The sequence below is a fragment of the Sphingopyxis sp. YR583 genome, assembly GCF_900108295.1.
Taxonomy (GTDB): domain Bacteria; phylum Pseudomonadota; class Alphaproteobacteria; order Sphingomonadales; family Sphingomonadaceae; genus Sphingopyxis.
Genome location: NZ_FNWK01000002.1, coordinates 214636 through 239035, shown reverse-complemented (window position 1 = coordinate 239035; position 24400 = coordinate 214636). Strand labels below are relative to the sequence as shown.

Below are 24400 nucleotides of genomic sequence, written 5' to 3'. Positions count from 1 at the left end.
CGGAGGCGCATGAACGCCCCCGCTTCCGACGCACCCATTCTTTTTTTCGACAGCGGCCTCGGCGGCCTCACCGTTCTCGGCCCGACGCGCGCGTTGCTGCCGACCGCGCCGATCGTCTACGCCGCCGACTATGCCGGTTTGCCCTATGGCAAGAAGAGCGACGAAGAACTTGCGGCGCGCGTCCCCGCGCTGCTCGGCCGGCTCGTCGAGCGCTACCAGCCGCGCCTTGCAGTGATCGCATGCAACACTGCCTCGACGATCGCCCTCGGCCATGTGCGCGCCGCGCTAGACCTGCCGATCGTCGGTACGGTGCCGGCGATCAAGCCCGCCGCCGAAATGACGAGAAGTGGGGTGATCGGGGTATTGGGCACCGAGGCTACGGTCCGCCAGCCCTATGTCGACGACCTGAGCGCGAAGTTCGCGGCGGGCAAGACGGTCCTTCGTCATGGCTGTCCGGGCCTTGTGACCGGCGCCGAAGCGAAGCTGCGCGGAGAGGCCGTCGATCCCACAATTATCGAGCGCGCGATTGCGGGCCTGCGCGAGCAGCCGGAAGGCGAAGCGATGGATGTCATCGTCCTTGCCTGTACGCATTTTCCTTTGCTGCGGGACGAACTCCAGGCGGCCGCCGGACCCGGCGTCCGGCTGATCGACGGCGCCGCCGGCATCGCGCGCCGTATCGCCTATCTTACCGAAGGGCAGCAGTGGCCGGATATCGCGACGCCCGGCATCGCGGTCTTCACGCGCAGCGACGACCGTCCGCCACCGCCGCTCGCCGCGCTCGCCCCTTATGGCATCGGGGCGATCGAGACGATCTAGATCATTCCTCGCCGCGCGCGCAGGCCGCAAGCCAGGCGCGCTCTTCGGGTTCCGGACCTTCGGCGCCCGGATTTTTGACTTTGGGCATCCCCGATCGACGACTGACCCCGGCGCATGAATGCGAATTGGCGACGTCCCCGGACAATCGCCCGTTGCACAGCCCCAGCTTCCGGTCCGTGGTTTGCCAGCCGACCTTGGCGGCATTCGACGGGGCGCGTCCGCTGCAATAGCTGTCCGTTTCCGAACCCGGATCGCCGCAAATCTTTTCGATATTCACGATATTTTCCCGCGCCGTGCCGACGAACCTCTGTTCATAATAGGCGTTGGTCGCAAAATAGCGTTGCACTCCGCACACCCGATCGCCGCGCTGCGCAAGCATCTTATATTCGCAGATCCGGCTGCCCTGCCAGTTGTCGCAAGCCATCCATGTCCCGTTGAAAGGGCCCGTTTCGGGCTTCGTAGCCGCTACGCCTCCACCAAGTGCGAAGACGGACAATATGGCGGTCATGGCGAGGCGCATCGGATATTTCTCCTTGGATATCATATCGCTCGCAGGTGAGCCCGCAAAGGTCAACCCGCCGACAGGTCGGATCGCGGCAAATAGGCGAGCCGAAAGGCCATAGGACAATTTGTCCCAAAGCTGCGAATCGTTCGCACTGGATTTCAGCGGGATTCGGCGTTATTGGCCCGCGTGTTAATAGCCGCCGGAGGGAGCGGCTCCAGAGCTGCATGAGCACCTGACTGCGGGGCTGAAACGTGAACTATAACGATATTTTCGCACGAGCGATCGACCGGCTGCACGAAGAAGGACGCTACCGCGTCTTCATCGACATATTGCGCAACAAGGGCGCTTTTCCCAACGCGCGATGCTTCGCCGGCCACAACGGCCCGAAGCCGATTACCGTCTGGTGCTCGAACGATTATCTCGCCATGGGTCAGCATCCCAAGGTCATCGCCGCGATGGAAGAGGCACTGCACGACGTCGGCGCCGGTTCGGGCGGCACGCGCAACATCGGCGGCAACACCCATTATCATCTCGACCTCGAGCATGAACTTGCCGACCTGCACGGCAAGGACGGCGCACTGCTGTTCACGTCGGGCTATATCTCGAACGAGGCGACGCTCGGCACGCTCGGCAAATTGCTCCCCAACTGCATCATCTATTCGGACGAGCTCAACCACGCCTCGATGATCGCGGGCATCCGCAATTCGGGCTGCGAAAAGCGCGTGTGGCGTCACAACGACCTCGCGCATCTCGAGGAACTGCTCGCCGCCGACGATCCGGACGCCGCGAAGCTGATCGCCTTCGAGAGCGTCTATTCGATGGACGGCGACGTCGCCCCGATCCACGCGATCTGCGACCTCGCCGAAAAATATAACGCGCTGACATACTGCGACGAAGTCCACGCCGTCGGCATGTACGGTCCGCGCGGCGGCGGCATCACTGACCGCGACGAGGCGGCGAGCCGCGTGACGATCATCGAAGGCACGCTTGGCAAGGCGTTCGGCGTGATGGGCGGCTATATCGCCGCCGACAAGAATATCATCGACGTGATCCGCTCCTACGCGCCGGGCTTCATCTTCACGACCAGCCTGTCGCCGGTGCTCGTCGCGGGCGTGCTCGCGAGCGTGCGCCACCTGAAAGAGTCGAGCGTCGAGCGCGACGCGCAGCAGGCGGCCGCCGCCTATCTTAAGGCGAGCTTCCGCGACGCGGGGCTGCCGGTGATGGACTCGACGACGCATATCGTCCCGCTGATGGTCGGCGATCCGGTGCGCGCGAAGAAGATCAGCGACATTCTCCTCGCCGAATATGGCGTCTATGTGCAGCCGATCAATTTCCCGACCGTGCCGCGCGGCACCGAACGCCTGCGCTTCACCCCAGGCCCGGCGCACGACGAGGCGATGATGCGCGAGCTCACCGAAGCGCTCGTCGAAATCTGGGACAGACTCGAACTGCGCAAGGCGGCGTGAGCATCCTGCCCGGCTATGACGATGTCGTCGTCGGACGCCGCTCGATCCGCGGCTTCCTCGACAAGCCCGTTCCGAAAGAGTTGATCGCCGAGATCCTCGAGGTTGCAATGCGCGCGCCCTCCTCTTTCAACAATCAGTGCTGGAATTTCTCGGTCGTCACGGGCGATGCGCTCGCCGCGATCCGACAGGGCAATACCGACGGGATTCTTGCGGGCAAACCCGACAGCCGCGAGTTTCGCCGTTTCGACGGCATCGCCGACGATCACCGTGCCCGCCAGATCGAAATCGCCAAACAGCTCTTCGGCGCGATGGGCATCGCGCGTGAGGACAAGGACGCACGGCAGGACTGGGTGCTCCGCGGCTTCCGCCAGTTCGACGCGCCGGTCAGCATCGTCGTCACCTATGACCGCGTATTGCTCGGCAGCGACATCGCCCCCTTCGATTGCGGCGCCGTCACCAACGCGCTGGTCAACGCCGCCTGGTCGCGCGGGCTGGGCTGCGTGATCAACAGCCAGGGCATCATGCAGTCGCCGGTGGTTCGCGAACATGCGCATATCCCCGACGATCAGGTTATCATGATCTGCGTCGCGCTGGGCTGGCCCGATGCCGACTTCCCGGCGAATGCGGTGGTATCGAACCGCAAGAGCGTCGACGAGGCGGTCCGCTTCGTCGGTTTCGACGACTAGGCAACAGGCCGCATCATCCCCCAGAAATGCGGCCCCCCGTTGGGGACCGACCATTCCGCCTGCGTAATGAAACCGAGCCGCTGATAGAGCGGCACATTCTCCGCCGTTGCCGTTTCCAGCCAGCAAGGAAGTCCCTCGGCGTCGGCAATCGCCACCTGCGCGCGGATGATCCGCCCGCCGTGGCCCTTACCCTGATGTTCGGGGCGGACGCCGACATAATGGAGATACCAGAAACGTCCCTTGGGGCGATGCGCATCGATACTGCCCTGTACCTTCAATCCGCGCGGCAAAGCGGCGCCGAAGGTGGCGACGAGCGGGATGACGGTGCGCAGGAATTCCAGCATATCATTATGCGCCCGCCCCGGAACGCGCCAGAGTGCCGCCGCCTCGTCGCCCGACGAACGCAGTACGACGCCGGCACGGGCATCGGCGGGGACGAGCACGCGAAACAGGCTGCGCAATGCGCGAGCGCGATGATCTGGGTCGGGCAATATCCACGATAAAGCCGGATCCGTCTGGAATGCCTCAGCCAGCGTTTCCTCAACCGAAGCCAGTTCGCCTGATCCCGCCGGCAAGATTTTATCGCTCATCGTGCCCCCTCCCAAGAGGGGAGCAGGTCTGACGCAGCTTGGCAAGACTGGCGCGGACGCATGTCGAGCCGCAGCGCCCAGGCATAGCCGCGATAAAGCCGGGTCACCGCGAGGCGCGCTCCCACGTCGTTGGCCGTTTCGCGTGCCGCTTCGATCAGCAGTGCGCGCGGTTCGACATGAAAACGCGCCAGCCAGGCGAACAAGGCGCTGCGAAACCAGCCGGGCATTTTTTCCTGCTGGCCGAAATCGACGATGTGCAGCGAGCCTTGAGTCGAGAGGTGGCGCATCGCCTCTCCGATCGCGCCCTGCCAGTCGGGGATCATCGACAGGGTATAGCTTTGAAAAATACGCTCGAAACTGGGGACATGGAACAGGGTGTTGGGATCGAAGCGCGTTGCGTCGGCCTGTGCAACGCTCACCCTTCGAGTCAGGCCTGCGTGAGCGATCGCGGCGCGCGCGGTTTTCAGCATCTCTTCCGAAATATCGATGCCATGGAATTTTACACCGGGCCAGCAGCGCGCCGCGGCGATCAGATTGCGCCCGGTCCCGCAACCGATTTCCAGCACATGCCCGCCGACCGGCGGCGTCAGTTCGTCGATCAGCCGGTCGCGCCCCAGCAGATAATATTTGCGCGTCAGATCATAGATATGCCGCTGGCCGCGATAGACGCCGTCCATGCGCGCCGCGTGCTCCTCCCCCGCCGCCATCGGTCAGTCTTTCAGTATATAGAGATGGACCCCACCATAGATGGCTGAACGGTCGCGCCGCGTAAATCCGAGCGATTCCGCGGCGCGATAATCCCACCGCTGCAGCAAGTCGTCGGGAAGCCGCCCGGGGAGCAGCGTCGGTTCTGCGGCGGTACGGAAAAGGACACGGGCGCCGGGACGTGCGGTACGCGTCACCTCGCTCCACAACGCAGTCAATTGTACATCGCTCATCCAGTCCTGCGCGTCGAGGAAGATATAGCGATCGAAACTTGCAGCGTCGGCGGCCGCGAGCATGTCGGTCATATTCGCATGGAGTATCGTCACCCGTCCGGCATGTGCGCGAACCGCTTCATAATTGCCGGACTGAAGATAGGGCGGCAACGCCGCCGCGTGCCCCTTGCCATAACCGCGCCCGAAGGCCTGCCAGGCGAAATAATTGTCATCGAGCGGGAAGTCGCACGCAAGCTTTTCGAGTCGTCCCCGAAGCACCTCTGCCATGGGTTTGCCACCGGCAAGCGCGTCATATTGCGCGGGCGGGATGCCGAGCCCGAACAGCGATGAACGCTGGTCCGTCACCCAGCGGATGAATTTGCGGTCGAAAAACGGCGCGAATTTCTCGTCGAAGATCGCGCGCTGTTCTTCGACCGTCCTGGCTTCGAGAAACTGGCGAGGATCGACGCGGTGCATGCGCGCGACGAGGTGTGCGAGCCCGATGAAATTGCCGAGCAGCCCGCGTTTATAGAGCCCGTGCGCAAAACCATTGATCCGGCGGCGTCCCACAAGGTCGCGGCCCTCCCAATAGCGGCGGGTCACCTCGTCGAGGTGGGGACGGAGGAAGGCGCGATAGTCGGCGATATTGCCGCTGCTGTCGGCATCGGCGAAGAAGCGGTGCAGGCTGGCGTGGTCGGGAAGCCGCTGAATCGCAACGCGCTTGAGATTGTTCAGCGCGACATGCGCCGTGTTGAGGTCGACCGCGACGATCTCCGATGGATCGGCGGTGAGATAGGAAAAAACATTGCACCCGCCGCTCGCGATCGTCGCGATCCGGTTGCCTGGCTCGATCGCCAACGCCTCCATATCTATGACCGGGTCTTCCCATATCTGCGCATAGACGAGGCCCTTGAAGGCGAACGCGAACGCGCGGTCGAGCAGGCGTTGCTTCTGCTCGCCATCCTCGCGAACAACGGCGGCGGCGATCTTGCGATTGGGTAGGCTAGCCATGCGAATGGGTTCCCCGGACGATGTTGATCCGGGGCCGGCCATGGCAGGCTTTCATGCGATTTCCGTGGCGGTTCGATGACAATCCGGCGACACCATCAAATAGATATGTCGCCGGATCGCGAGGTCAGTCGCGGCAGTAGCCTTCGCCTTCTTTGACGATCAGGCATTCCTTTTTGCCCGCTAGATATTTGAGGCCGGTTTCGTCGCCGTTGCCGCGGCGCAGGCTCAGTTCCTCGTTGCCGCGCTTGAATTTGATGCCATGTTCGCTGTCCTCGCCATCATAGGTGCCCTTGGTGTCGAGGTCCGATTGCATTTCCAGCTTATACTTGCCCGGTTCGGCGGTGGTGATCGTCGCGTACATGCCCTCGACCCCGGTCCATTTGCCGGCCCAGCTTGCGAAGCGGTGCGGTGCGGTCGCGGGATCGGTTGCTTCAGCGCCTTCGGCAGGCACGGTTTCGACCGGAACCTCGGTTGTCGTTGCGTCGGTGGGCGCCGGCGCAGGCGCCTCGGCCTTTTCGCAACCGGCCAGCAGGACCAGCGCCGCGGCGCTCGCCAAAATTGCACTCTTCTGCATCATGCTTCTCCTTCCCCGTCCAAACGCATGTCGGCGGATAAGTTTCCGCCAGCCTATTCGGTGATGATTTCCGCAAATTTCAACGGATCGACATTTCCGCCCGACAGCGTGACGAGCGTCGCGCCGGTCAGCGCGACCTTGCCCGCGAGCACCGCCGCCAGCGCCGCCGCGCCGCCGGGCTCGACAACAAGGTGCAGCTTCTCGAACACCGTGCGCATCGCGTGGCGCACTTCGCTCCGCGTCACGGCGACGCCTTTCACGCCGCGCGCTTGCAGGACTGCAAAGTTGATCGGCCAGGTTTCAGGCGTCTGCAGCGCGTCGCACTCGGTCGGATAGGCCATATCCTCGACCGACAGGATTTCTCCGGCAGCAAGGCTGCGCGTCACATCGTCCCATCCCTCGGGCTCGACCGCGATAACTTCCGCATCGGGCAGCGCCAGCGCGAGACCGGCCGACAGACCGCCGCCACCGCAGCAGGCGACGACCTTGTCGGGTTTGCCGATTCCGCGCGCGATCATTTGCGCCTTGGCCTCGGTTCCGGCGCTGCCCTGTCCCTCGATGATCCACGGGTCGCCATAGGCATGGACGAGCGTCCCGCCGCGCTCTTCAAGCAGTTTCGCCGCGACCGCGTCGCGCGATTCGGTGACGCGGTCATAGAGTATGACTTCCGCGCCCAATTGACGCGTCGCGGCGAGCTTCATCGCCGGCGCATTGCTCGGCATCACGATCGTCGCCTTGATCCCCAGCCGCTTCGCCGCCCAGGCAACGCCTTGCGCGTGATTGCCGCTCGACACACCAACGACACCCGCCGCCGCCTGCTCGGGCGTCAGATCGCTCAACCGATGCCAGGCACCGCGGATCTTGAACGCGCCGACGGGCTGCAGGCATTCGGCCTTACACCAGACGGTCCTGCCATCGACCTCGAGAGGGAGCAGCGGGGTTTGCGGCAGCAATGCAGCGACTTTCGCCGCGGCGCGTTCGACACCGGCAAGCGTCGGCGCGCGTTTCGGGTCGAGCAAGGGATCGGGGCTTTGCTGTGTCATGGCTTCGTCCTATAGGGCCGGCCATACAAGACAAGCCACATAGATAGGCGCAGGAGATTTTTCGATGAGCAAGGTTCTGGTGATCGGCGCAGGCGGCGTCGGATCGGTCGCGGTGCACAAAATGGCGATGAATCCCGACATTTTTCCCGACATCACGCTGGCGAGCCGCCGCAAATTCAAGTGCGATGCAATCGCCGAGTCGGTTAAGGAACGCACCGGCGTCACTATCAAGACCGCCGAAGTCGACGCCGACCATATCGACGCAACCGCCGCGCTGATCCGCTCGATCGGCGCGACACATGTCGTGAACCTCGCGCTGCCCTATCAGGATCTCACGATCATGGAGGCGTGCCTGTCGACCGGCGCGCATTATCTCGACACCGCCAACTACGAACCGCGCGACGAGGCGAAGTTCGAATATCACTGGCAGTGGGCCTATCAGGACCGCTTCAAGGACGCTGGCCTGATGGCGCTGCTCGGATCGGGCTTCGACCCCGGCGTCACTAGCGTCTTCACCACTTGGCTCAAGAAGCATCATTTCGACCGCATCGACACGCTCGACATTCTCGACTGCAATGGCGGCGACCACGGCCAGCATTTCGCGACCAACTTCAATCCCGAGATCAACATCCGCGAAGTCACCGCGGTCGCGCGCCACTGGGAAAATGGCGACTGGGTCGAAACCCCACCGATGTCGGTGAAACAGAAGTTCGACTTCGAAGCGGTCGGCGAAAAGACGATGTACCTCATGTACCATGAGGAGATCGAAAGCCTGAAGACGCACCTGCCCGAAATCAAGCGCATCCGTTTCTGGATGACCTTCGGCGAGGCCTATATCACCCACCTCACCGTGCTCCAGAACGTCGGCATGACGCGCATCGACCCGGTGATCTACGAAGGCCGCGAGATCGTTCCGCTGCAGTTCCTGAAGGCCGTGCTCCCCGAACCGTCGAGCCTCGGCGAAACGACCAAGGGCAAGACCAACATCGGCGTCATTGCGACCGGGCTCGGCAAGGATGGCAAGGAAAAGACGCTCTATCTCTATAATATCTGCGATCACGAAGAAGCGTTCGCCGAAACGGGTAATCAGGCGGTGAGTTACACCACCGGCGTTCCCGCAATGATCGGCGCCGCGATGATGGTCACGGGCACGTGGAGCGGCGACGGCGTGTTCAACATGGAGCAGATGGACCCCGATCCCTTCATGGACATGCTGAACAAGCATGGCCTGCCCTGGCAGGTGAAGGAATTGGACGGCCCGCTGAATTTCTGAGGCCATTCCCTTTTTCGTCATTCCCGCGAACGTGGGAACCCGGTAGCCACGTCGAAACTGGGTTCCCGCGTTCGCGGGAATGACGAGAGGTGGTTGATATGAAATTGCGAATTGCAGCGTTCGCGTTGGTTGCTGCCTTCGCCGCACCCGCGGCTGCCCAGACCGACGACGCCTACGCCCCCGCGCGCGCGATCGTCGCCGATATCGGCAAGATCGTCACCCCGAACGGTGTGCAGGAAACCTTCGAGGTCACGCTCGGCGGCGCGCGTCAGGTGGTCAACGTCCGCGGGTCTGATCGCAACAATCCGATCCTGATCTTCGTCCATGGCGGCCCCGGCGCGGTCGAGATGCCCTTCGCCTGGGCGTTCCAGCGCCCGTGGGAAGATGTCTTCACCGTCGTCCAGTACGATCAGCGCGGCGCGGGGCGCAGCTATCCGCTGAACGATCCTGCAACGCTTGCGCCAACGATGACGCCCGAACGCTATCGCGACGACGCGATCGAGCTGATCGAATTGCTGGGGAAGCGCTACGGCAAGCGTAAGGTCGTGCTGATGGGTCACAGCTGGGGCTCGATTGTCGGGCTCTCGGTCGCGGTGGCGCGGCCCGACCTGCTCTACGCTTATGTCGGCGTCGGCCAGGGCATCGACTTTCGCGAAGGCGAAAAGGCCGGCATGGCATGGACGCGTGCCAAGGCGCTGGCTGCGGGCAACAACGAAGCCGTTGCTGCGATCGACGCACTCGCCCCCTATCCGTCGGGCGACTTCACCATCGCCAAGGCCGACGGCTGGCGCAAATATGCGATCCCCTATGGCTCGCTGATCTATAACAAGCCCGACCTCAAATATTACTTCCAGACGCCGCGCCTCTCACCCGAATATAGCGAAGCCGACCGACAGGCGTGGGGCAAGGGCAGCGAATTTTCCGTCACGACGCTCTGGCCGCGCCTTGCCGATGTCAGCTTCACCAAGGTGAGAAAGATGAAGGTGCCGCTCGTCTTCCTGCTCGGTCGGCATGACTATACTGTTCCTTCGCCTGTGGCGGCCCAGTGGTTCGCACAGGTTGATGCACCTTCGAAGAAACTCGTCTGGCTCGAACATTCGGCGCATATGCCGATGGTCGAGGAGCCGGGGCATTTCTTTGCCGCGCTGCTTTCCGACGTGCTGCCGCTGACGAAAGACCCAAGATGACCGCCTATCTCGCACCCATCGGCCTGCTGTTCGTTTCGAACATCTTCATGACCTTCGCCTGGTACGGACAGCTTGGCGCGGTCTCGCGGCCGATCTGGCTCGCGGTGCTGATCGCATGGGGAATCGCCTTTTTCGAATATTGCCTCGTCATTCCCGCAAACCGCATCGGATATGGCGTTTACAGCGCCGCCGAACTCAAGACCTTGCAAGAAGTGATCACGCTGGTCATATTCGCCGGGTTCGCGGTCTTCTGGCTCGGTGAGAAGCTGACCCTGAACCATCTCGTCGGCTTCGGTCTGATTGCGGCGGGGGCGTTCTTCATTTTCAAGGGACCGATTGCGGTCTGACAGGATTTTACAGCGACATGGAAACCCGTGCCGGCGATCCCGGAGCCTTTGCCCGCTTCGACCTGACCCGCGTCCCTTCTCCCGCCTTTGTTGTCGATGCCGCGAAAGTGCGCGCCAATTTGTCGGTGCTCCGACACATCGGCGATGCGTCGGGCGCGCGCGTTCTCGCGGCGCTCAAGGCCTTTTCGATGTGGTCGCTGGGATCGACCGTCACCGATTATCTCGACGGCGTATGTGCTTCGGGCCTTTATGAAGCCAAGCTCGGGCGCAGCGAATATGGCGGCGAAGTCGCAACCTATTGCGCCGGCTACAAGGAAGCCGACCTTCCCGAAATCGCGGCGCTGTCCGATCATCTCATCTTCAACTCGCCCGGCCAGATCGCGCGCTTCCGTCCGCTGCTCGACGAATTGCGCGCAAAGGGCGAGGTCTTCGACATCGGCCTGCGCATCAACCCGATGCACAGCGAGGGCGAGGTTCCGAAATATGATCCGGCCGCACCGTGCAGCCGCCTCGGCTTCCCGATCAGCCAGCTGCTGCCCGAGCATATGGAGGGTGTCGACGGCGTCCATCTGCACAGCCTGTGCGAACAAGATTTTCCGCCGCTCCAGCGTACCTGGAACGCGGTGCAGCCGATGCTGCGCCCCTTCTTCGGCCAGCTCAAATGGATCAACTTCGGCGGCGGCCACCACGTCACGCGCGCCGATTATCAGGTCGAAGACCTGATCGCATTTCTGAAGCAGGTGCGCGCATCGACCGACTGCGACGTAATGATCGAACCCGGCGAGGCCATCGCGCTCGACGCCGGCATCCTCGTCGGCGAAGTCCTCGACCTGTTCGACAATGGCATGGCGATCGGCATCACCGATATTTCGGCGACCTGCCACATGCCCGACGTGATCGAAGCACCCTATCGGCCCGCGATGCTGGACGAAGGCGATGAAGGCATGCCGACACGGCTCGGTGGCCCTTCATGCCTCGCAGGCGACGTGATCGGCGATTATCGCCTGCCCGGCGGCGCACGCATCGGCCAGCGCTTCGCCTTTCTGGACCAGGCGCATTATTCGATGGTCAAGACGAACACCTTCAACGGGGTTCCGCTGCCGTCGATCTGGCTGTGGGACAGCGATTCCGACGAGTTGAACCTGGTCCGCGAATTCGGTTACGAGGATTTCAAGACGCGGCTGAGCTGAGACGAGCGATGCCCGATCCGCTGGACATGACCGGACTTTGGACTGGTCGATATTGGTATCCAGAGCCTTGGGAACCTGCGACCGGGTTTGTCGCCACGATCAATGACAATGCGGGTTCGCTATCCGGCACGACGACCGAAGCTTCCGATTTGATCGATGGTGATGAACGCGCCGACATTCGCGGCATACGGGTTGGCACTGCTGTGAGCTTTCACAAATATTACGACGGCGACGGCGCCTATGGCCATTCGGTAACCTACGACGGCGTCCTGAGCCGGGATGGGCAGCAGGTCGAGGGCCATTGGGCAATCGACGACTACTCGGGCGCGTTTCTCATGTATCGCAACCTCCAGTCCGTTCAGCACGAAGAACTGGAAGAGTCCGCAGAGATTGATGTGACCTAAAAGAGCGCCTCCGCTGGAGACCGGCTCAGAAGTGCGAACCGTTAAAGATCAGCGCAACCGGTTGGCCACGTGCGTCGGTTGCGGCCAGTGCGTTCCAGACATCTTCGCATTCGAAACCGCAGGAGATCGTGCGGTTTTCGTAACGTGCCGTGACCTTGTAGCGCCCGGCGGCCGCATCGCGGCAGCCATTGGCGGTTCGAGCCTTGGCGAAAGCGGCGTTGCGCGGAGCCTCCTTGCCTTTGGCCGGAATCGCACGAACCGCCGCCCGCGCGCCGTCAGTGGTCGCGCACAGATAGAGTTTGCTCGTCGACGCCGGGTCATGGTCCAGCACGCCATCGGGTATAAATTCGGCAAGCCAGCGCTCGAAATCGGTACGCGGATGTTTGGCGTTGCCCGTCTCGTCGACGATCCCGACAAGCTTGGCGCCGCTCGCATTCACTCCCCGATAGACGAGATAGGTTTCCCGCCCGGGCGCAAGCGTCAATGTCCGGCGCTGCAAGGCCTGCTGGATCGTGATTGTCGATTTGGCGTCCGGGCTGTTTTGCGTGCAACCGGTCGCAGCCAATCCCTTGAAGAACAGGCTTGTATCGATCGTATGATTCCGCGGAGCAGGCTGCACGCTATAATAGGTGCCCAACATCTCGCGCGCGGCCGTCTCGTTCGGACAAATGACGGTCGAATAATCGCTCGGGATATCGGTTTTCGCCGGCAGCGGTTCCCCGCCGCCTTGCACTGCGATCATCATTACCCACGCGAACAAGCTCATCGAAACTTCCTTTTTGGTTCGAAGACAGCAGCTTATCGCGCGAACGGCGCCAACGTCAATCGACGAGCGAAGCGATTTCGGCCAGCGCCTGGTGAATGTGACTGACCACCACCGACCCCTCGCCGACCGACGACGCGACGCGCTTCACCGATCCCTTGCGCACGTCGCCGACGGCATAGATTCGCGGCCAGCTCGTTTCGAGGCGACTTGGCATCCGGTCCAGCGACCAGCCGGCCTTCACAAGTTCCATCGGCGCGATATCGGCGCCGGTCTTAACAAAACCCCGCTCGTCGCACACCATCTCCTTCGGCAGCCAGCGCGTGTTGGGGCTCGCGCCGAGGAAGAGGAACAGGAAGCGGCAATCGCAATGATCCTCGGCCCCTGTCTCGCGGCAACGATAGGTGAGGCCGTCGAGATGTTCCTCGCCATGAAGACCGACGACATCGGTCGCGGGAATGATCTCGATGTTCGGATGTTCTTCCAGCCGTTTGACCAGATATTCGGACATCGTCTCACGCAGGCTTCCGCGCCGGAAAATAACATGGACCTTCTTCGCGACGCTCGCGAGATAGATGGCACCCTGCCCCGCCGAATTGCCCGATCCGACGACGGTCACCTCGGCGTTACCGCAAAGCTGCGCTTCCATCGGCGTCGCGCCATAATAGATGCCGCGGCCTTCATAGGATTCGATGCCGTCGATCGGCAGGCGCTGATACTCCGCGCCGCTCGCCACCACGACCGCACGGCTGCGCAGCTTGCGGCCGTCGGCGAGATGCAGGCAATAGGCATCGCCGTCGCGATTGATCGATGTTGCGCGCACGGGCGACACCAGACGCGCGCCGAACTTCTGTGCCTGCACCGTCGCTCGCCGTGCCAGTTCGTTCCCCGAAATACCGGTAGGAAAGCCCAGATAATTCTCGATTTTCGACGATGTGCCCGCCTGTCCGCCGGGCGCGAGCGAGTCGAGTGCGATCACCGTTAGCCCCTCGGACGCGGCATAGACCGCCGCCGCGAGTCCGCCCGGGCCACTGCCGACGACGATGACATCGGCGGTCGCGCCGTCGGGAAGCAAATCGAGCCCGAGCCCTGCTGCGAGTTGTTCGGGGGTCGGCTGAACAAGCACGTCGGCCGCGCCCAATATGACCAACGGCAACTGCGCCTCGGTCAACCCGCGCTCGGCGATCAGGTGCGCCGCTACCGGCCCGTCGGCAGGGTCGAACCAGCGGTGCGCGACGCCATGCTTCATCAAAAGGTCGCGCAAGGCATAGACGCTGCGGTCCATCGCCGCGCCGATCACGATGATCGCCGCGAAGCCGCGGCTGTTCCCGAATTCACGCCGCGCCGCGAACACGCGCACAAAGACGTCGGAAAAGTGGCTGTTACCCGCGATCAGGCGCTGGAAATCGGCATGCCGGATACGCAATATCTCGCCGTCCGCGCCCATTTCGATCCGCGACGAATGGCGCTCGCCGGTCAGCACAGACAGATCGCCCGCGAACTGCCCGCGCTCCATCCAGCCGACGCGCTTGACCCCTTCGTCAGTCGCCGCAAAAATGTCCGTGTGCCCCGACAATGTCAGGATGCAATCGGGCGCCATCGTCCCTTCGGCGAGGATCGGGTCGCCTGCCCGATGCGATTCGACGGTACCGAATGCGATCAGTTCTTCGATCTCGGCGTCGGAAAAGGTGTGATTAACGTCGGCGGGCGGGTTCATGCGCGGCGGTCCTTCGGCGGGAGAAGGCGTCATCGATAGCGCCAAAGCGCGGCTTTGTCCCCCGGTTACCGCGCGTCAGCCCCGCTTCGGCGCGACTGTTACCGCCCTATTACAAAATTGCGCGATAGGGTCTTTACAGGGGGGACCCCCCTGCATATATCGCCCTCCGCTGCCCCAGGGGGACTTCCAATAACCGCAAGGCAGCCTTGGATGTTTAACGTTATTTTTGGGGGTCCCTTGAGTTGCACCAGCATCATAGCGCCCACGGGCTGATTCAGGCACTTTCGCCGGTCGAACCTGTTACGCTTGTCCGCCCGCATGCCGCGCGGCGCGCAGCGCGTTTCTTCATCGAGCGATTTCCCGGCACGACCATGTATGCGGTCAAGGCGAATCCGTCGCCCGACCTGCTGCGTGTGCTGTGGGATTCGGGTGTCACGCATTATGACGTCGCCTCGATCGCCGAGGTCCGGCTCGTTGCGCGCACGCTTCCCGAAGCGACGCTCTGCTTCATGCATCCGGTAAAGGCCGAGGAAGCGATTTCCGAAGCCTATTGGAAGCATGGCGTGCGCACCTTCTCGCTCGACACGCTCGACGAACTCGAAAAGATCGTCCGTGCGACCGAGGGCGCGCAGGATCTGAATCTGCTCGTGCGTCTGCGCGTCTCGTCCGATCATTCGAAGCTCAGCCTCGCCGCCAAGTTCGGCGCCGAAGCCGACGAAGTCGTCGAACTGCTGATGGCGACCCGTCAGGCAGCCGATGCACTCGGCATCTGCTTCCACGTCGGCAGTCAAGCGATGACGCCGCACGCCTATGCACAGGCGATGGAACGCGTCCGCGCGGCGATCGTCGCGGCGTCGGTCACGGTCGACATCATCGATGTCGGTGGCGGTTTCCCGTCGTCTTATCCCGGCATGGAGCCCCCGCCGCTCGACGCCTATTTCGAGACGATCCACCGCAGCTTCGAAAGCCTGCCGATCAGCTATTCGGCCGAACTCTGGTGCGAGCCGGGCCGCGCGCTGTCGGCCGAGTATAGCTCGCTGATCGTGCGCGTCGAAAAGCGCCGCGGTGACGAACTCTACATCAACGATGGTGCCTATGGCGCGCTGTTCGACGCCGCGCATGTCGGCTGGCGCTTCCCCGTTTCATTGCAGCGCGAGCCCGACAGCGAGGCCGAGATGGTGCCGTTCAGCTTCTATGGCCCGACCTGCGACGATCTCGACCATATGGCCGGCCCTTTCTTCCTGCCGGCGGACATCAAGGCTGGCGATTTCATCGAAATCGGCATGCTCGGTGCCTATGGCTGCGCGATGCGCACCAAGTTCAACGGATTTGGCGCGGACGAAACGCATGTCGTCAGCGACGAGCCGATGACCAGCCTCTACACCGGCGAAGTCGAAAAGGAACGCCGCAGCGCGACGGTTACCAAGCTGTTCTGACTGACGATTGACCATTCGAACGGGGGCCGGCGCCGCGATGTGCCGGCCCCTTTTCTATGGGCTGGCGTTGCCGGGTCGAGACGCTAGATTGCCCGGCCCATGCAGCCCTTCCATCATCTCCTTGCCAATAATCTGGTCGCGAACGTCACCAATTTCACGGTGTGGTTCGCGCTGACCTTCTGGACCTTCCTCGAAACCCAGTCGGTGTTCGCGACGGGGATGATCGCGGGTATCTATCTGGTGCTGACGGCGGCGCTCGGCATCTGGTTCGGCAGTCTCGTCGATCATCATGGCAAGCGCGTCATGATGATCGTATCGAGCCTCGCCTCATGCACCTTCTACGCGCTGGCACTCGGCGGCTATGCGCTCGATCCGTCCATCCGCGCCGCGGAGATATCCAGCCCAACCTTGTGGCTGTTCATCCTTGCAAGCATGTTCGGGATGATCGTCGGTAATATCCGCATGATCGCGCTGCCGACGCTCGTCACGCTGCTCGTGCCCGAAGACCGCCGCGACAAGGCGAACGGGCTGGTCGGCGTCGTCAGCGGCATCGGGTTCCTGACCACATCGGCGATCAGCGGCTTCCTCGTCGCGTGGGGCGGGATGGTCGCCACGCTCGCCATCGCGATCGCGTTGTCGCTTCTCGTCGCGCTTCACCTGTCGTTCGTTCGCATCGACGAAGCGCGCGCGTCCACCGAGGAGGCCGAGCCGCACCGCATCGACCTTGCCGGTACTTTTCGCGTCGTCCTCGCCATCCCCGGCCTCTTCGCGCTGATCCTCTTTTCCTGTTTCAACAATCTGCTCGGTGGCGTGTTCATGGCGCTGATGGACGCCTATGGCCTGTCGCTTATGAAGGTCGAGGAATGGGGAATGCTATGGGCGGTCACCTCCACCGCCTTCATCCTCAGCGGCGCGGTGATCGCGCGCACCGGCCTTGGCGCGAATCCGATCCGGACCCTGCTGTTCGTCTGCCTCGCCGAATGGATCGTCGCCGCGATCTTCACGATTCAGTCGTCGATCCCGCTGCTCGCAATCGGCTGTTTCCTGTGGCTGTTCCTCGGCCCCTATGCCGAAGCGGCCGAACAGACGGCGCTTCAAAAGGTCGTCCCCTATGAACGGCAGGGCCGCGTCTTCGGTTTCGCACAGTCGGTGGAGCTCGCCGCCTCGCCGCTGACCGCCTTTCTGATCGCCCCGCTGACGCAGTTCGTCTTCGTTCCCTTCATGACCGACGGCGCGGGCGCCGCCGCAATCGGCGACTGGTTCGGCCGCGGCCCCGAGCGCGGCATCGCGCTGGTCTTCACGATCACCGGGCTGCTCGGCGTCGTCCTGACGATCATCGCCTTCCGCTCGCGCGCCTATCGCCAGATCTCCGCCGCCTATGCCGCGGGCGCGGATTCGACAGCGACCGCATAAACGCCTCTTCCGTTTCACTTCGAAATCATTCTATCCTCCCCGAAACGACAAAAGGGAGTGGCACAATCTTGCTGTCCGGCATTCGCATCATCGACCTGACAACGGTCATCTTCGGCCCCTATGCGACGCAGATGCTCGCCGACCTTGGCGCGGAGGTGATCAAGGTCGAAACGCCGGGGCTTGGCGATATCTCGCGCTATCTCGGCAGCGGCGTGCCCGATCCGACGATGGGCTCGATCCACCTGACCGTGAACCGCGGCAAAAGATCGATCGCACTCGACCTCAAAAAGCCGGAAGATGCCGCGACGCTGCGCGACCTGATCGCGACCGCCGACGTGTTTTTCCACAATGTCCGGGGCAAGGCGATCGCGCGGCTCGGTTTCGACTATGACGGCTGCAAGGCGCTGAAGCCCGACATCATCTATGTCCACGGCACCGGTTTCGGGCAGGACGGTCCCTATGCGGATCTTCAGGCCTATGACGACGTCATCCAGGCAGCGACCGGCACGACAAGCCTGCTCCCGCGCGTCGACGGCAACCCGAGCCCGCGTTATTTCCCGTCGCTGATCGCCGACAAGATCGCCGGTCAGTTCGGGGCGCAGGCGATCCTTGCCGCACTGGTCCACAAGCTGCGCACCGGCGAGGGACAAGAGGTCGAGGTGCCGATGTTCGAATGCTTCGCTGCCTTCATGCTGACCGAGCATCTGCGCGATGCCGCGCTCGACCCGCCGATCGGGCCCGCAGGTTATCCGCGCCAGCTCGACCCGACACGCCAGCCCTTCCCGACCAGCGACGGCTATCTGGCTATCGTCCCCTATACGGCCGAATCGACCATGCGGTTGATGGGCCTGCTTGGAAGCGCCGAGCTGCTCGAAACCCCGGAATATGAGGCAGCGAAAGCCGAGGGACGGCATATGCCGATGATCTACAGCGAGATCGCCCGCAAGACGCCCGCCAAGACCAGCGCCGAATGGCTGGAGCTTTTTGCCGACAACGATATCCCGGCGATGGCGGCGCGCGACCTTCAGGACATCAAGGAAGATCCGCATTTCGTCGCGACCCAATTCTTCCGCCCCCGCACGCACCCCGATGTCGGCGCCTTCCACGAAATGCAGCCCCCGGTAAAATATGGCGCGATGCCGCGCCGCGACCTGGGTTTCGCACCGCGCGTCGATGGCGACGGCGCGGCCATCCGCGACGAGCTGGCGCGCTGAACTTCGCCGGTTGCATTGTCGGCATCGCGGCTTAGCATCGCCGCAAAACAGACAGGGGGGAGCCACATGTCCGAAAGTCTTCTTGCACCCGGTGCGGTGCTTGTCCTGTGGACGCTGATCGTACTGGTCTGGGCCGGCGTGACGCGATTCCGGGCCTTTTCAAAGGTCGGTATCGACCTGAAGGCCGCACCGCCGGGCGGACGCGGCGTCGATCTGGAAGGGGTGCTGCCACCGCTCACCAACTGGAAGTCGCACAATTACACGCATCTCTGCGAACAGCCGACGATCTTCTATGCGGTGATCATCTTCCTGCACCTGTCGGGCGGCAGCACCGACCTGACGCGCGGGCTGGCCTGGGCCTATGTCGTGCTGCGCATCGTTCACAGCCTGTGGCAGTCGACGGTGAACCGGGTACCTGTCCGTTTCGTGATTTTTTCGGTCGCGACATTGTGCCTGTTCGCGCTGTCGCTGCTCGCCGTGATCGCCACTTTGGGTTGAGGGGAAAAACAATGGATACGAACGCGATATTGGGGCCGGTCGCAACGCTGGCGCTCTGGTCGATGATCATGTGGCTATGGATGTACGCAACGCGCATCCCGGCGATGCAGCGCGCCAAGATCGACGCGAAGAATCTCGTCGGAACGACGGGCCGCGGGCTCGACGAGGTGCTGCCGCCCGAAGTGCAGTGGAAGGCGCATAACTATAACCATCTGATGGAACAGCCTACGGTGTTTTACGCCGTCGCGCTGGCACTGGCGGTCGGCGGCATGGGCGGCGGGCTCAATAGCCAGCTAGCCTGGGCCTATGTCGCCCTGCGCATCCTGCACAGCCTCATCCAGGCGACGGTGAACCGCGTGATGTGGCGCTTCGTCATTTTCGCGCTGGCGAGCCTCGCGCTGCTCGCGCTCTGCATCCACGCCTTCATGGGCTTCGTGCTGCACTGAGCCTTTTTGAGCCTTTAGCGTGAAAAGCGCGCGGCCAGTTCCACATGGGTCGACCAACGGAACTGGCCGACGGGCTGGACCCAATCGAGCGCGTAGCCGGCGTCGATCAGCGTCTTCGCATCGCGCGCGAAACTTGCTGGGTTGCAGCTGACATAGGCGATGACCGGCGCAGCCGACATTGCCAACTGCTTCACCTGCTCCTCGGCGCCCGCGCGCGGCGGATCGAGGATGACCGCGCCAAAGCGATTCAGCTCGGCGGGCACCAGCGGCCGCCGGAACAGGTCGCGATGCTCGGTCGCGACGAGCGCCCGCGCGCGGTTCGCCGCTCCCGTCAGCGCCGCGATAGCATCGCGCGCACCCTCGGCGGCATAGACTTTGCGCCCCGCCTGCACCGACAGGGCAAAGGTGCCGACACCCGCAAACAGGTCGGCGACCGCGCCGGCATCGCCGATGGCATTGCCCACCGCCTCGACCAGCGCCGCCTGTCCCGCGCTCGTCGGCTGCAGGAAAGCAAAGGGCGGCACTTCGACGAGGATATCGCCAAAGCGCATCGTCGGCGGCTCGGGCTGCCAGAGGATCTCGAGCCCGTCCCCCTGATCGATCGCGAAGCGCGCCAAATTGTGCGCGCCGGCAAAATCCTGCAGCGCCATCGCGGCGTCGAGCCCCTCGGCTTTCACGCCCTCGAGGATTAGTTCGACGCCCTGATCGAGCATCTGCATCTTGACCTTCACCGGGCGCCGCGGCTGCGCGATCATCACCAGCAGTTCGCGCACCGGGGCGATCAGCGCAAAGAGTTCGGGCAGCAACAGCGGGCACATCCGCATATCGACGATCTGGTTGCTCTGCGCGGCGTTGAAACCGATCGCGACCTGCTTGCCGGTACGAAGCGCGGTCAGAACGGCACGGCGGCGGCTTTCCGGCGGCGACAGCACCGCAGGCAGCACCTCTACGCCGGTCACATTCTGCCCCTCAAGCCCACCCGCAACGCGGTCGCGCACGAAATCGGCGAGCGCGGGTTCGGCGACATGCTGCAACTGGCAGCCGCCGCATTTGCCGAAATGACGGCACGGCGGCTCGGTCCGGTTCGGGCCCGGAATGATGATCCCGTCGGCGCGCACGCGGTCGCCCGGTACGCCGCCCGTCACATGACGGCCGTCGCCCGTCACGCCATCGCCGCGCGCGGCGATGCGCTCGATCAGCGCAGCTTCACTCATTTCAGTCCCTAACCAGATCGTCGGCTACAAGGCCGGGGCCTATACGCGCGGCTTGCGCGATATGCCACCCCACTGCCGCCGCAGCCGCGTCGAAGGCATCGATCCCGCTTGCGAGCATCGCGCCGCACGCCCCGGCAAGCACATCACCCGTCCCCGCCGTGGCAAGCCAGGGGCTGCCCGGCCAAGCCGCAGCAACGCGCCCGTCGGGCGCCGCGATAATCGTGTCGGCACCCTTATAGACGACGACGGCCTGTGTCCGCACCGCCGCGGCTTTCGCGCGGTCGATCTTGTTGCCGTAAAGCTGCGGAAAGGCGCGCGCGAGCTCGCCCTCATGCGGGGTCAGGATCGCCCTGCGCGGCGTTTCGGACAGGCGCGGCAGCGCGGCGTCGATGGCGGCCGCATCGAGGACGAGCGGTTTGCCCGAATCGAGCACGGCCTCGACGTCGAACAGCAATTCGTCTCCCGCGGGAAATCCCGGGCCGATGACGACAGCGCCGACACGGGGATCGCCCAGCCGTTCGCCAATCCGGGCGTCGCTTTCGGCTATGATCGCGGCGAAAGGCGGCGGGGCGCCGCCTTCGAGCACGACATAGCCCGCTCCTGCGCGAAGTGCCGCCGCAGCGCAGAGCCCCGCCGCACCGCGCATCGGCCCCGCAAAGACGAGCACCGTGCCGCGCGTGAACTTATGCGCCGCCGCATCGGGTTCGCCTATTTGCGGCTTCGGCAGCGTTCGCATCGCCTTGCTCGCCGATATCCCGATCGGTGCAAGCAACACGCGCCCGCAGGTCGGCGCTGTCGGCAAGAGCACATGCGCGGGCTTCAGCGCGCCCAGTGCCAGCGTGACATCGGCGCGAAGCGGCGGCATCCAGTCGGTCGAACCGTCGCTGTCGACACCGCTGGGGACGTCGACCGCCAGGATGCGCCGGTCCGCAAAATGCCCAAGGATCGTCGCCAACTCGTCCGAAATCGGCCGCGTCAGCCCGAACCCGAAAAGCGCATCGACGATCAGGGGCGCAGGGGGCAGACGCCCGTTCAGCGCTTCCACGGGCCCGCTCCACCCGGCGCGCGCCGCCCTTGCCAGGTCGGTCGCGGGTTCGGCCAGCGCGGCAACGCGCACCTCGGCGCCGCGTTCGGCCAGCCGGCGCGCCGCGACATAGCCGTCGCCGCCGTTGTTTCCGGGGCCACAAAGGATCAGTATCGGCGCGCCCGCGGCCATGCGCCACGCCGTGTCGGCGACGGCCGCGCCCGCAAGTTCCATCAGTTCAGCCAGCGAAGTCCCTTGAATCGCGCAAGCCGCCTCGGCCTCGCGCATCGCCTTGGTGGTCAGGATCGGGGCATCGGCGGGAACGGACATCGCCTTTCCCTAGCACGAGCGCGTCCAAATTTCCGCTATTTCACGCCGCCCGTATTGGCGGGCAGTCGATAGCGGTCCTTGCCGATCGCGACCTCGATCATATTGTTGCCGACAATGCTGACCTTCGCGGGCTCGGCGCCGTCGGCCGAGATGACACCGCGCCCGTCGGTCGTGATCTGCAGGCGGCGATAACCGACATTGCCGCGCCCGACGACGAGGATCGTTCCGCCCTCACCGCTCATTTCCTCGACCGTGCAGGTGCGGTCGAACAGCTTCGTGCCCTCGAGCGCGCATTCGATCCGGCCATTCTCGGCCGCTTCGCGCGACCCGCGCGCCTCGGCGTCGGCGAGGTCGCTATTGTCGGGTGCGCGGTCGCAGCCCGCAAGCGCCACCAGCGTCAGCAATACCCCCCCGAACCTTTTCATCCCTTGCCCTTCAACTGCGACAGGTCGCGCACCGCGCCGCGCGCGGCGCTCGTCGTCATCGCGGCATAGGCCTGAAGTGCTACCGAAACCTTGCGCGGGCGCGCCTTTTCGGGCTGCCACGCCAGATCGCCCCTCGCCTCCATCGCGGCCCGGCGTTCGGCCAGCACGCTGTCCGCCACCGCCAACATGATCGTCCGCGACGGGATGTCGATATTGATCAGGTCGCCATTTTCGACCAGCCCGATCGTGCCGCCTTCGGCTGCTTCGGGCGAAACATGGCCGATCGAGAGGCCCGACGTGCCGCCGGAGAAGCGCCCGTCGGTGATCAGCGCGCACGCCGCGCCGAGCCCCTTCGATTTGAGATAGCTCGTCGGATAGAGCATTTCCTGCATTCCCGGCCCGCCCTTCGGCCCCTCGTAGCGGATAACGACGACGTCGCCCGCCTCGACCTGCCCGGTCAGGATACCCGCAACCGCCGCATCCTGGCTTTCATAAACCTTCGCGGGACCAGAGAATTTGAGGATGCTTTCGTCGACCCCCGCGGTCTTCACGATGCAGCCGTCGAGCGCGATATTGCCCGACAGAACGGCAAGCCCGCCGTCCTTGCTGAACGCGTGATCGGCCGAACGGATCACGCCGCCTTCCCGATCCAGATCGAGGCTGTCCCAGCGGCGATCCTGACTGAATGCGGTCTGCGTCGGCACCCCGCCCGGCGCGGCCATGAAGAATTTCTGCACATCGGGATCGTTGGTGCGCGAAATATCCCATTTGTTTAACGCATCGCCGAGCGTTGCGCTGTGGACCGTCGGCAGGTGCGCATGGAGCAAGCCCGCGCGCTCGAGTTGGCCGAGGATCGCCATGATCCCGCCCGCACGGTGGACATCTTCCATATGAACGTCGCTCTTGGCAGGCGCGACTTTCGACAGGCACGGCACGCGGCGCGAGAGGCGGTCGATATCCTCCATCGTGAAATCGACCCCGGCTTCGAACGCCGCGGCGAGCAGGTGCAGCACCGTATTCGTCGATCCGCCCATCGCGATATCGAGGCTCATCGCATTTTCGAACGCCTCGAAAGTTGCGATGTTGCGCGGCAATACGCTCTTGTCGTCCTCCTCATAATGGCGGCGGCACATGTCGACGACCAAACGGCCGGCGTTGAGGAACAGCGCCTTGCGGTCGGCGTGCGTCGCCAGCGTCGAGCCATTGCCCGGCAGCGACAGCCCCAGTGCTTCGGTCAGGCAGTTCATCGAGTTGGCGGTGAACATGCCCGAGCACGAGCCGCAGGTCGGGCACGCCGCCTGCTCGATCGCGGTGACCTCCTCGTCGCTGTACTTCTCGTCGGCGGCGGCGACCATCGCATCGACCAGGTCGAGCGCGACCTCCTTGCCCTTGATGACGACCTTGCCCGCTTCCATCGGCCCGCCCGAGACGAATACGACGGGAATATTGATCCGCAGCGCCGCCATCAGCATCCCCGGGGTGATCTTGTCGCAGTTGGAGATGCAGACCATCGCGTCGGCGCAGTGCGCATTGACCATATATTCGACGCTGTCGGCGATCAGGTCGCGGCTCGGCAGGCTGTAAAGCATGCCGTCGTGCCCCATCGCGATCCCGTCATCGACCGCAATCGTGTTGAATTCCTTGGCGGCGCCGCCATGCGCCTCGATCTCGCGCGCGACCATCTGGCCCAGGTCTTTCAGGTGAACATGGCCGGGGACGAACTGGGTGAAGCTGTTGACCACCGCGATGATCGGCTTGCCGAAGTCGCTGTCCTTCATCCCCGTCGCCCGCCAGAGGCCGCGGGCGCCGGCCATATTGCGGCCATGGGTCGTGGTACGCGAACGATATGAAGGCATTTTCGACAGTCCTGATAATTTTATTTCAAAAATATGCGAAGAAACGCGCCTCTAC

Annotated in this window: 25 protein-coding genes; 13 read left to right on the top strand and 12 right to left on the bottom strand. The window is 63.7% G+C overall.

Annotation, left to right across the window (positions count from 1 at the left end; genetic code table 11):
- The first annotated feature begins 9 nt into the window (after positions 1 to 9).
- On the top strand, positions 10 to 816 hold the full coding sequence (gene murI, locus BLW56_RS13130) for a glutamate racemase (RefSeq protein WP_093511141.1): 807 nt from the start codon (positions 10 to 12) through the stop codon (positions 814 to 816).
- Position 817: 1 nt separating this feature from the next.
- Here murI and BLW56_RS13125 read toward each other — a convergent pair whose 3' ends face one another.
- On the bottom strand, positions 818 to 1336 hold the full coding sequence (locus tag BLW56_RS13125; RefSeq protein ID WP_143043462.1) for a hypothetical protein: 519 nt from the start codon (positions 1334 to 1336) through the stop codon (positions 818 to 820).
- Positions 1337 to 1572: 236 nt separating this feature from the next.
- On the opposite strand from BLW56_RS13125, the gene hemA reads away from it, so the two are divergent.
- A complete protein-coding gene (hemA, locus tag BLW56_RS13120) occupies positions 1573 to 2787 on the top strand; it encodes a 5-aminolevulinate synthase (RefSeq protein WP_093511139.1) in 1215 nt (404 codons plus the stop codon).
- Positions 2784 to 3473: a nitroreductase family protein gene (locus BLW56_RS13115; protein ID WP_093511138.1), complete on the top strand. Its 690-nt coding sequence runs from the start codon at positions 2784 to 2786 to the stop codon at positions 3471 to 3473. The genes hemA and BLW56_RS13115 overlap by 4 nt, the downstream gene beginning before the upstream one ends.
- Here the strand turns inward: BLW56_RS13115 and BLW56_RS13110 are convergent.
- The 5 genes from BLW56_RS13110 to BLW56_RS13090 form a co-directional block, all read right to left on the bottom strand.
- Complete coding sequence (locus BLW56_RS13110) at positions 3470 to 4063, bottom strand: GNAT family N-acetyltransferase (RefSeq protein WP_093511137.1); 594 nt, start codon at positions 4061 to 4063, stop codon at positions 3470 to 3472. The genes BLW56_RS13115 and BLW56_RS13110 overlap by 4 nt on opposite strands.
- On the bottom strand, positions 4060 to 4740 hold the full coding sequence (locus tag BLW56_RS13105; RefSeq protein WP_218140523.1) for a class I SAM-dependent methyltransferase: 681 nt from the start codon (positions 4738 to 4740) through the stop codon (positions 4060 to 4062). The genes BLW56_RS13110 and BLW56_RS13105 overlap by 4 nt, the downstream gene beginning before the upstream one ends.
- A gap of 33 nt (positions 4741 to 4773) precedes the next feature.
- Entirely contained in the window at positions 4774 to 5991 is a 1218-nt protein-coding gene (locus BLW56_RS13100) for a DUF3419 family protein (protein WP_093511135.1), read from the bottom strand.
- Between the two features lie 124 nt (positions 5992 to 6115).
- Positions 6116 to 6565 carry a hypothetical protein gene (locus BLW56_RS13095; protein ID WP_093511591.1) on the bottom strand — a complete coding sequence of 150 codons (450 nt, stop codon included), beginning with the start codon at positions 6563 to 6565 and terminating at the stop codon, positions 6116 to 6118.
- Positions 6566 to 6618: 53 nt separating this feature from the next.
- Positions 6619 to 7608 (bottom strand): threonine ammonia-lyase, encoded by a 990-nt coding sequence (locus BLW56_RS13090; protein WP_093511134.1) that lies wholly within the window; start codon positions 7606 to 7608, stop codon positions 6619 to 6621.
- Between the two features lie 64 nt (positions 7609 to 7672).
- Here BLW56_RS13090 and BLW56_RS13085 point away from each other — a divergent pair, with 64 nt between their 5' ends.
- The 5 genes from BLW56_RS13085 (at position 7673) to BLW56_RS13065 (ending at position 12009) form a co-directional block, all read left to right on the top strand.
- Complete coding sequence (locus BLW56_RS13085; protein WP_093511133.1) at positions 7673 to 8881, top strand: saccharopine dehydrogenase family protein; 1209 nt, start codon at positions 7673 to 7675, stop codon at positions 8879 to 8881.
- Between the two features lie 98 nt (positions 8882 to 8979).
- Positions 8980 to 10068, top strand: a complete 1089-nt coding sequence (locus BLW56_RS13080; RefSeq protein WP_093511132.1) for an alpha/beta fold hydrolase — start codon at positions 8980 to 8982, stop codon at positions 10066 to 10068.
- Positions 10065 to 10415, top strand: a complete 351-nt coding sequence (locus tag BLW56_RS13075) for a DMT family protein (protein ID WP_093511131.1) — start codon at positions 10065 to 10067, stop codon at positions 10413 to 10415. The genes BLW56_RS13080 and BLW56_RS13075 overlap by 4 nt, the downstream gene beginning before the upstream one ends.
- A 17-nt stretch (positions 10416 to 10432) precedes the next feature.
- Positions 10433 to 11605: a carboxynorspermidine decarboxylase gene (locus BLW56_RS13070; RefSeq protein WP_093511130.1), complete on the top strand. Its 1173-nt coding sequence runs from the start codon at positions 10433 to 10435 to the stop codon at positions 11603 to 11605.
- Between the two features lie 8 nt (positions 11606 to 11613).
- A complete protein-coding gene (locus BLW56_RS13065) occupies positions 11614 to 12009 on the top strand; it encodes a hypothetical protein (RefSeq protein ID WP_093511129.1) in 396 nt (131 codons plus the stop codon).
- Between the two features lie 25 nt (positions 12010 to 12034).
- Here the strand turns inward: BLW56_RS13065 and BLW56_RS13060 are convergent, their stop codons facing one another.
- On the bottom strand, positions 12035 to 12775 hold the full coding sequence (locus tag BLW56_RS13060) for a hypothetical protein (protein ID WP_143043461.1): 741 nt from the start codon (positions 12773 to 12775) through the stop codon (positions 12035 to 12037).
- A gap of 55 nt (positions 12776 to 12830) precedes the next feature.
- Positions 12831 to 14489, bottom strand: coding sequence for an FAD-dependent oxidoreductase (locus BLW56_RS13055; RefSeq protein ID WP_093511127.1), 1659 nt, complete (start codon positions 14487 to 14489; stop codon positions 12831 to 12833).
- Positions 14490 to 14731: 242 nt separating this feature from the next.
- On the opposite strand from BLW56_RS13055, the gene BLW56_RS13050 reads away from it, so the two are divergent.
- The 5 genes from BLW56_RS13050 (at position 14732) to BLW56_RS13030 (ending at position 19496) form a co-directional block, all read left to right on the top strand.
- Positions 14732 to 15925 (top strand): type III PLP-dependent enzyme, encoded by a 1194-nt coding sequence (locus BLW56_RS13050; RefSeq protein ID WP_093511126.1) that lies wholly within the window; start codon positions 14732 to 14734, stop codon positions 15923 to 15925.
- Positions 15926 to 16024: 99 nt separating this feature from the next.
- Entirely contained in the window at positions 16025 to 17338 is a 1314-nt protein-coding gene (locus BLW56_RS13045) for an MFS transporter (RefSeq protein ID WP_093511125.1), read from the top strand.
- A gap of 68 nt (positions 17339 to 17406) precedes the next feature.
- The gene (locus BLW56_RS13040) at positions 17407 to 18552 is read left to right on the top strand and encodes a CaiB/BaiF CoA transferase family protein (protein WP_256203457.1); all 1146 of its coding nucleotides are present in this window, start codon (positions 17407 to 17409) and stop codon (positions 18550 to 18552) included.
- A gap of 66 nt (positions 18553 to 18618) precedes the next feature.
- Positions 18619 to 19050, top strand: a complete 432-nt coding sequence (locus BLW56_RS13035; protein WP_093511123.1) for an MAPEG family protein — start codon at positions 18619 to 18621, stop codon at positions 19048 to 19050.
- An 11-nt stretch (positions 19051 to 19061) separates the two neighbouring features.
- The gene (locus tag BLW56_RS13030; RefSeq protein ID WP_093511122.1) at positions 19062 to 19496 is read left to right on the top strand and encodes an MAPEG family protein; all 435 of its coding nucleotides are present in this window, start codon (positions 19062 to 19064) and stop codon (positions 19494 to 19496) included.
- Between the two features lie 14 nt (positions 19497 to 19510).
- On the opposite strand, the gene BLW56_RS13025 is transcribed toward BLW56_RS13030, so the two are convergent.
- Genes BLW56_RS13025 through ilvD form a run of 4 tightly spaced genes read right to left on the bottom strand, consistent with a single transcriptional unit; the run spans position 19511 to position 24345 of the window.
- Entirely contained in the window at positions 19511 to 20710 is a 1200-nt protein-coding gene (locus BLW56_RS13025) for a class I SAM-dependent RNA methyltransferase (RefSeq protein WP_093511121.1), read from the bottom strand.
- Position 20711: 1 nt separating this feature from the next.
- Entirely contained in the window at positions 20712 to 22064 is a 1353-nt protein-coding gene (locus BLW56_RS13020; protein WP_093511120.1) for an NAD(P)H-hydrate epimerase, read from the bottom strand.
- Between the two features lie 35 nt (positions 22065 to 22099).
- Positions 22100 to 22489, bottom strand: a complete 390-nt coding sequence (locus BLW56_RS13015; protein WP_093511119.1) for a hypothetical protein — start codon at positions 22487 to 22489, stop codon at positions 22100 to 22102.
- Complete coding sequence (ilvD, locus tag BLW56_RS13010) at positions 22486 to 24345, bottom strand: dihydroxy-acid dehydratase (protein WP_093511118.1); 1860 nt, start codon at positions 24343 to 24345, stop codon at positions 22486 to 22488. The genes BLW56_RS13015 and ilvD overlap by 4 nt, the downstream gene beginning before the upstream one ends.
- Positions 24346 to 24400 lie beyond the last annotated feature (55 nt).

Coding starts and splice junctions, on each gene's coding strand:
- murI (WP_093511141.1), top strand. CDS start 10: ATGAACGCCCCCGCTTCCGACGCACCCATTCTTTTTTTCGACAGCGGC.
- BLW56_RS13125 (WP_143043462.1), bottom strand. CDS start 1,336: ATGCGCCTCGCCATGACCGCCATATTGTCCGTCTTCGCACTTGGTGGA.
- BLW56_RS13110 (WP_093511137.1), bottom strand. CDS start 4,063: ATGAGCGATAAAATCTTGCCGGCGGGATCAGGCGAACTGGCTTCGGTT.
- BLW56_RS13105 (WP_218140523.1), bottom strand. CDS start 4,740: ATGGACGGCGTCTATCGCGGCCAGCGGCATATCTATGATCTGACGCGC.
- BLW56_RS13100 (WP_093511135.1), bottom strand. CDS start 5,991: ATGGCTAGCCTACCCAATCGCAAGATCGCCGCCGCCGTTGTTCGCGAG.
- BLW56_RS13095 (WP_093511591.1), bottom strand. CDS start 6,565: ATGCAGAAGAGTGCAATTTTGGCGAGCGCCGCGGCGCTGGTCCTGCTG.
- BLW56_RS13090 (WP_093511134.1), bottom strand. CDS start 7,608: ATGACACAGCAAAGCCCCGATCCCTTGCTCGACCCGAAACGCGCGCCG.
- BLW56_RS13085 (WP_093511133.1), top strand. CDS start 7,673: ATGAGCAAGGTTCTGGTGATCGGCGCAGGCGGCGTCGGATCGGTCGCG.
- BLW56_RS13080 (WP_093511132.1), top strand. CDS start 8,980: ATGAAATTGCGAATTGCAGCGTTCGCGTTGGTTGCTGCCTTCGCCGCA.
- BLW56_RS13075 (WP_093511131.1), top strand. CDS start 10,065: ATGACCGCCTATCTCGCACCCATCGGCCTGCTGTTCGTTTCGAACATC.
- BLW56_RS13070 (WP_093511130.1), top strand. CDS start 10,433: ATGGAAACCCGTGCCGGCGATCCCGGAGCCTTTGCCCGCTTCGACCTG.
- BLW56_RS13065 (WP_093511129.1), top strand. CDS start 11,614: ATGCCCGATCCGCTGGACATGACCGGACTTTGGACTGGTCGATATTGG.
- BLW56_RS13060 (WP_143043461.1), bottom strand. CDS start 12,775: ATGAGCTTGTTCGCGTGGGTAATGATGATCGCAGTGCAAGGCGGCGGG.
- BLW56_RS13055 (WP_093511127.1), bottom strand. CDS start 14,489: ATGAACCCGCCCGCCGACGTTAATCACACCTTTTCCGACGCCGAGATC.
- BLW56_RS13045 (WP_093511125.1), top strand. CDS start 16,025: ATGCAGCCCTTCCATCATCTCCTTGCCAATAATCTGGTCGCGAACGTC.
- BLW56_RS13035 (WP_093511123.1), top strand. CDS start 18,619: ATGTCCGAAAGTCTTCTTGCACCCGGTGCGGTGCTTGTCCTGTGGACG.
- BLW56_RS13030 (WP_093511122.1), top strand. CDS start 19,062: ATGGATACGAACGCGATATTGGGGCCGGTCGCAACGCTGGCGCTCTGG.
- BLW56_RS13025 (WP_093511121.1), bottom strand. CDS start 20,710: ATGAGTGAAGCTGCGCTGATCGAGCGCATCGCCGCGCGCGGCGATGGC.
- BLW56_RS13020 (WP_093511120.1), bottom strand. CDS start 22,064: ATGTCCGTTCCCGCCGATGCCCCGATCCTGACCACCAAGGCGATGCGC.
- BLW56_RS13015 (WP_093511119.1), bottom strand. CDS start 22,489: ATGAAAAGGTTCGGGGGGGTATTGCTGACGCTGGTGGCGCTTGCGGGC.
- ilvD (WP_093511118.1), bottom strand. CDS start 24,345: ATGCCTTCATATCGTTCGCGTACCACGACCCATGGCCGCAATATGGCC.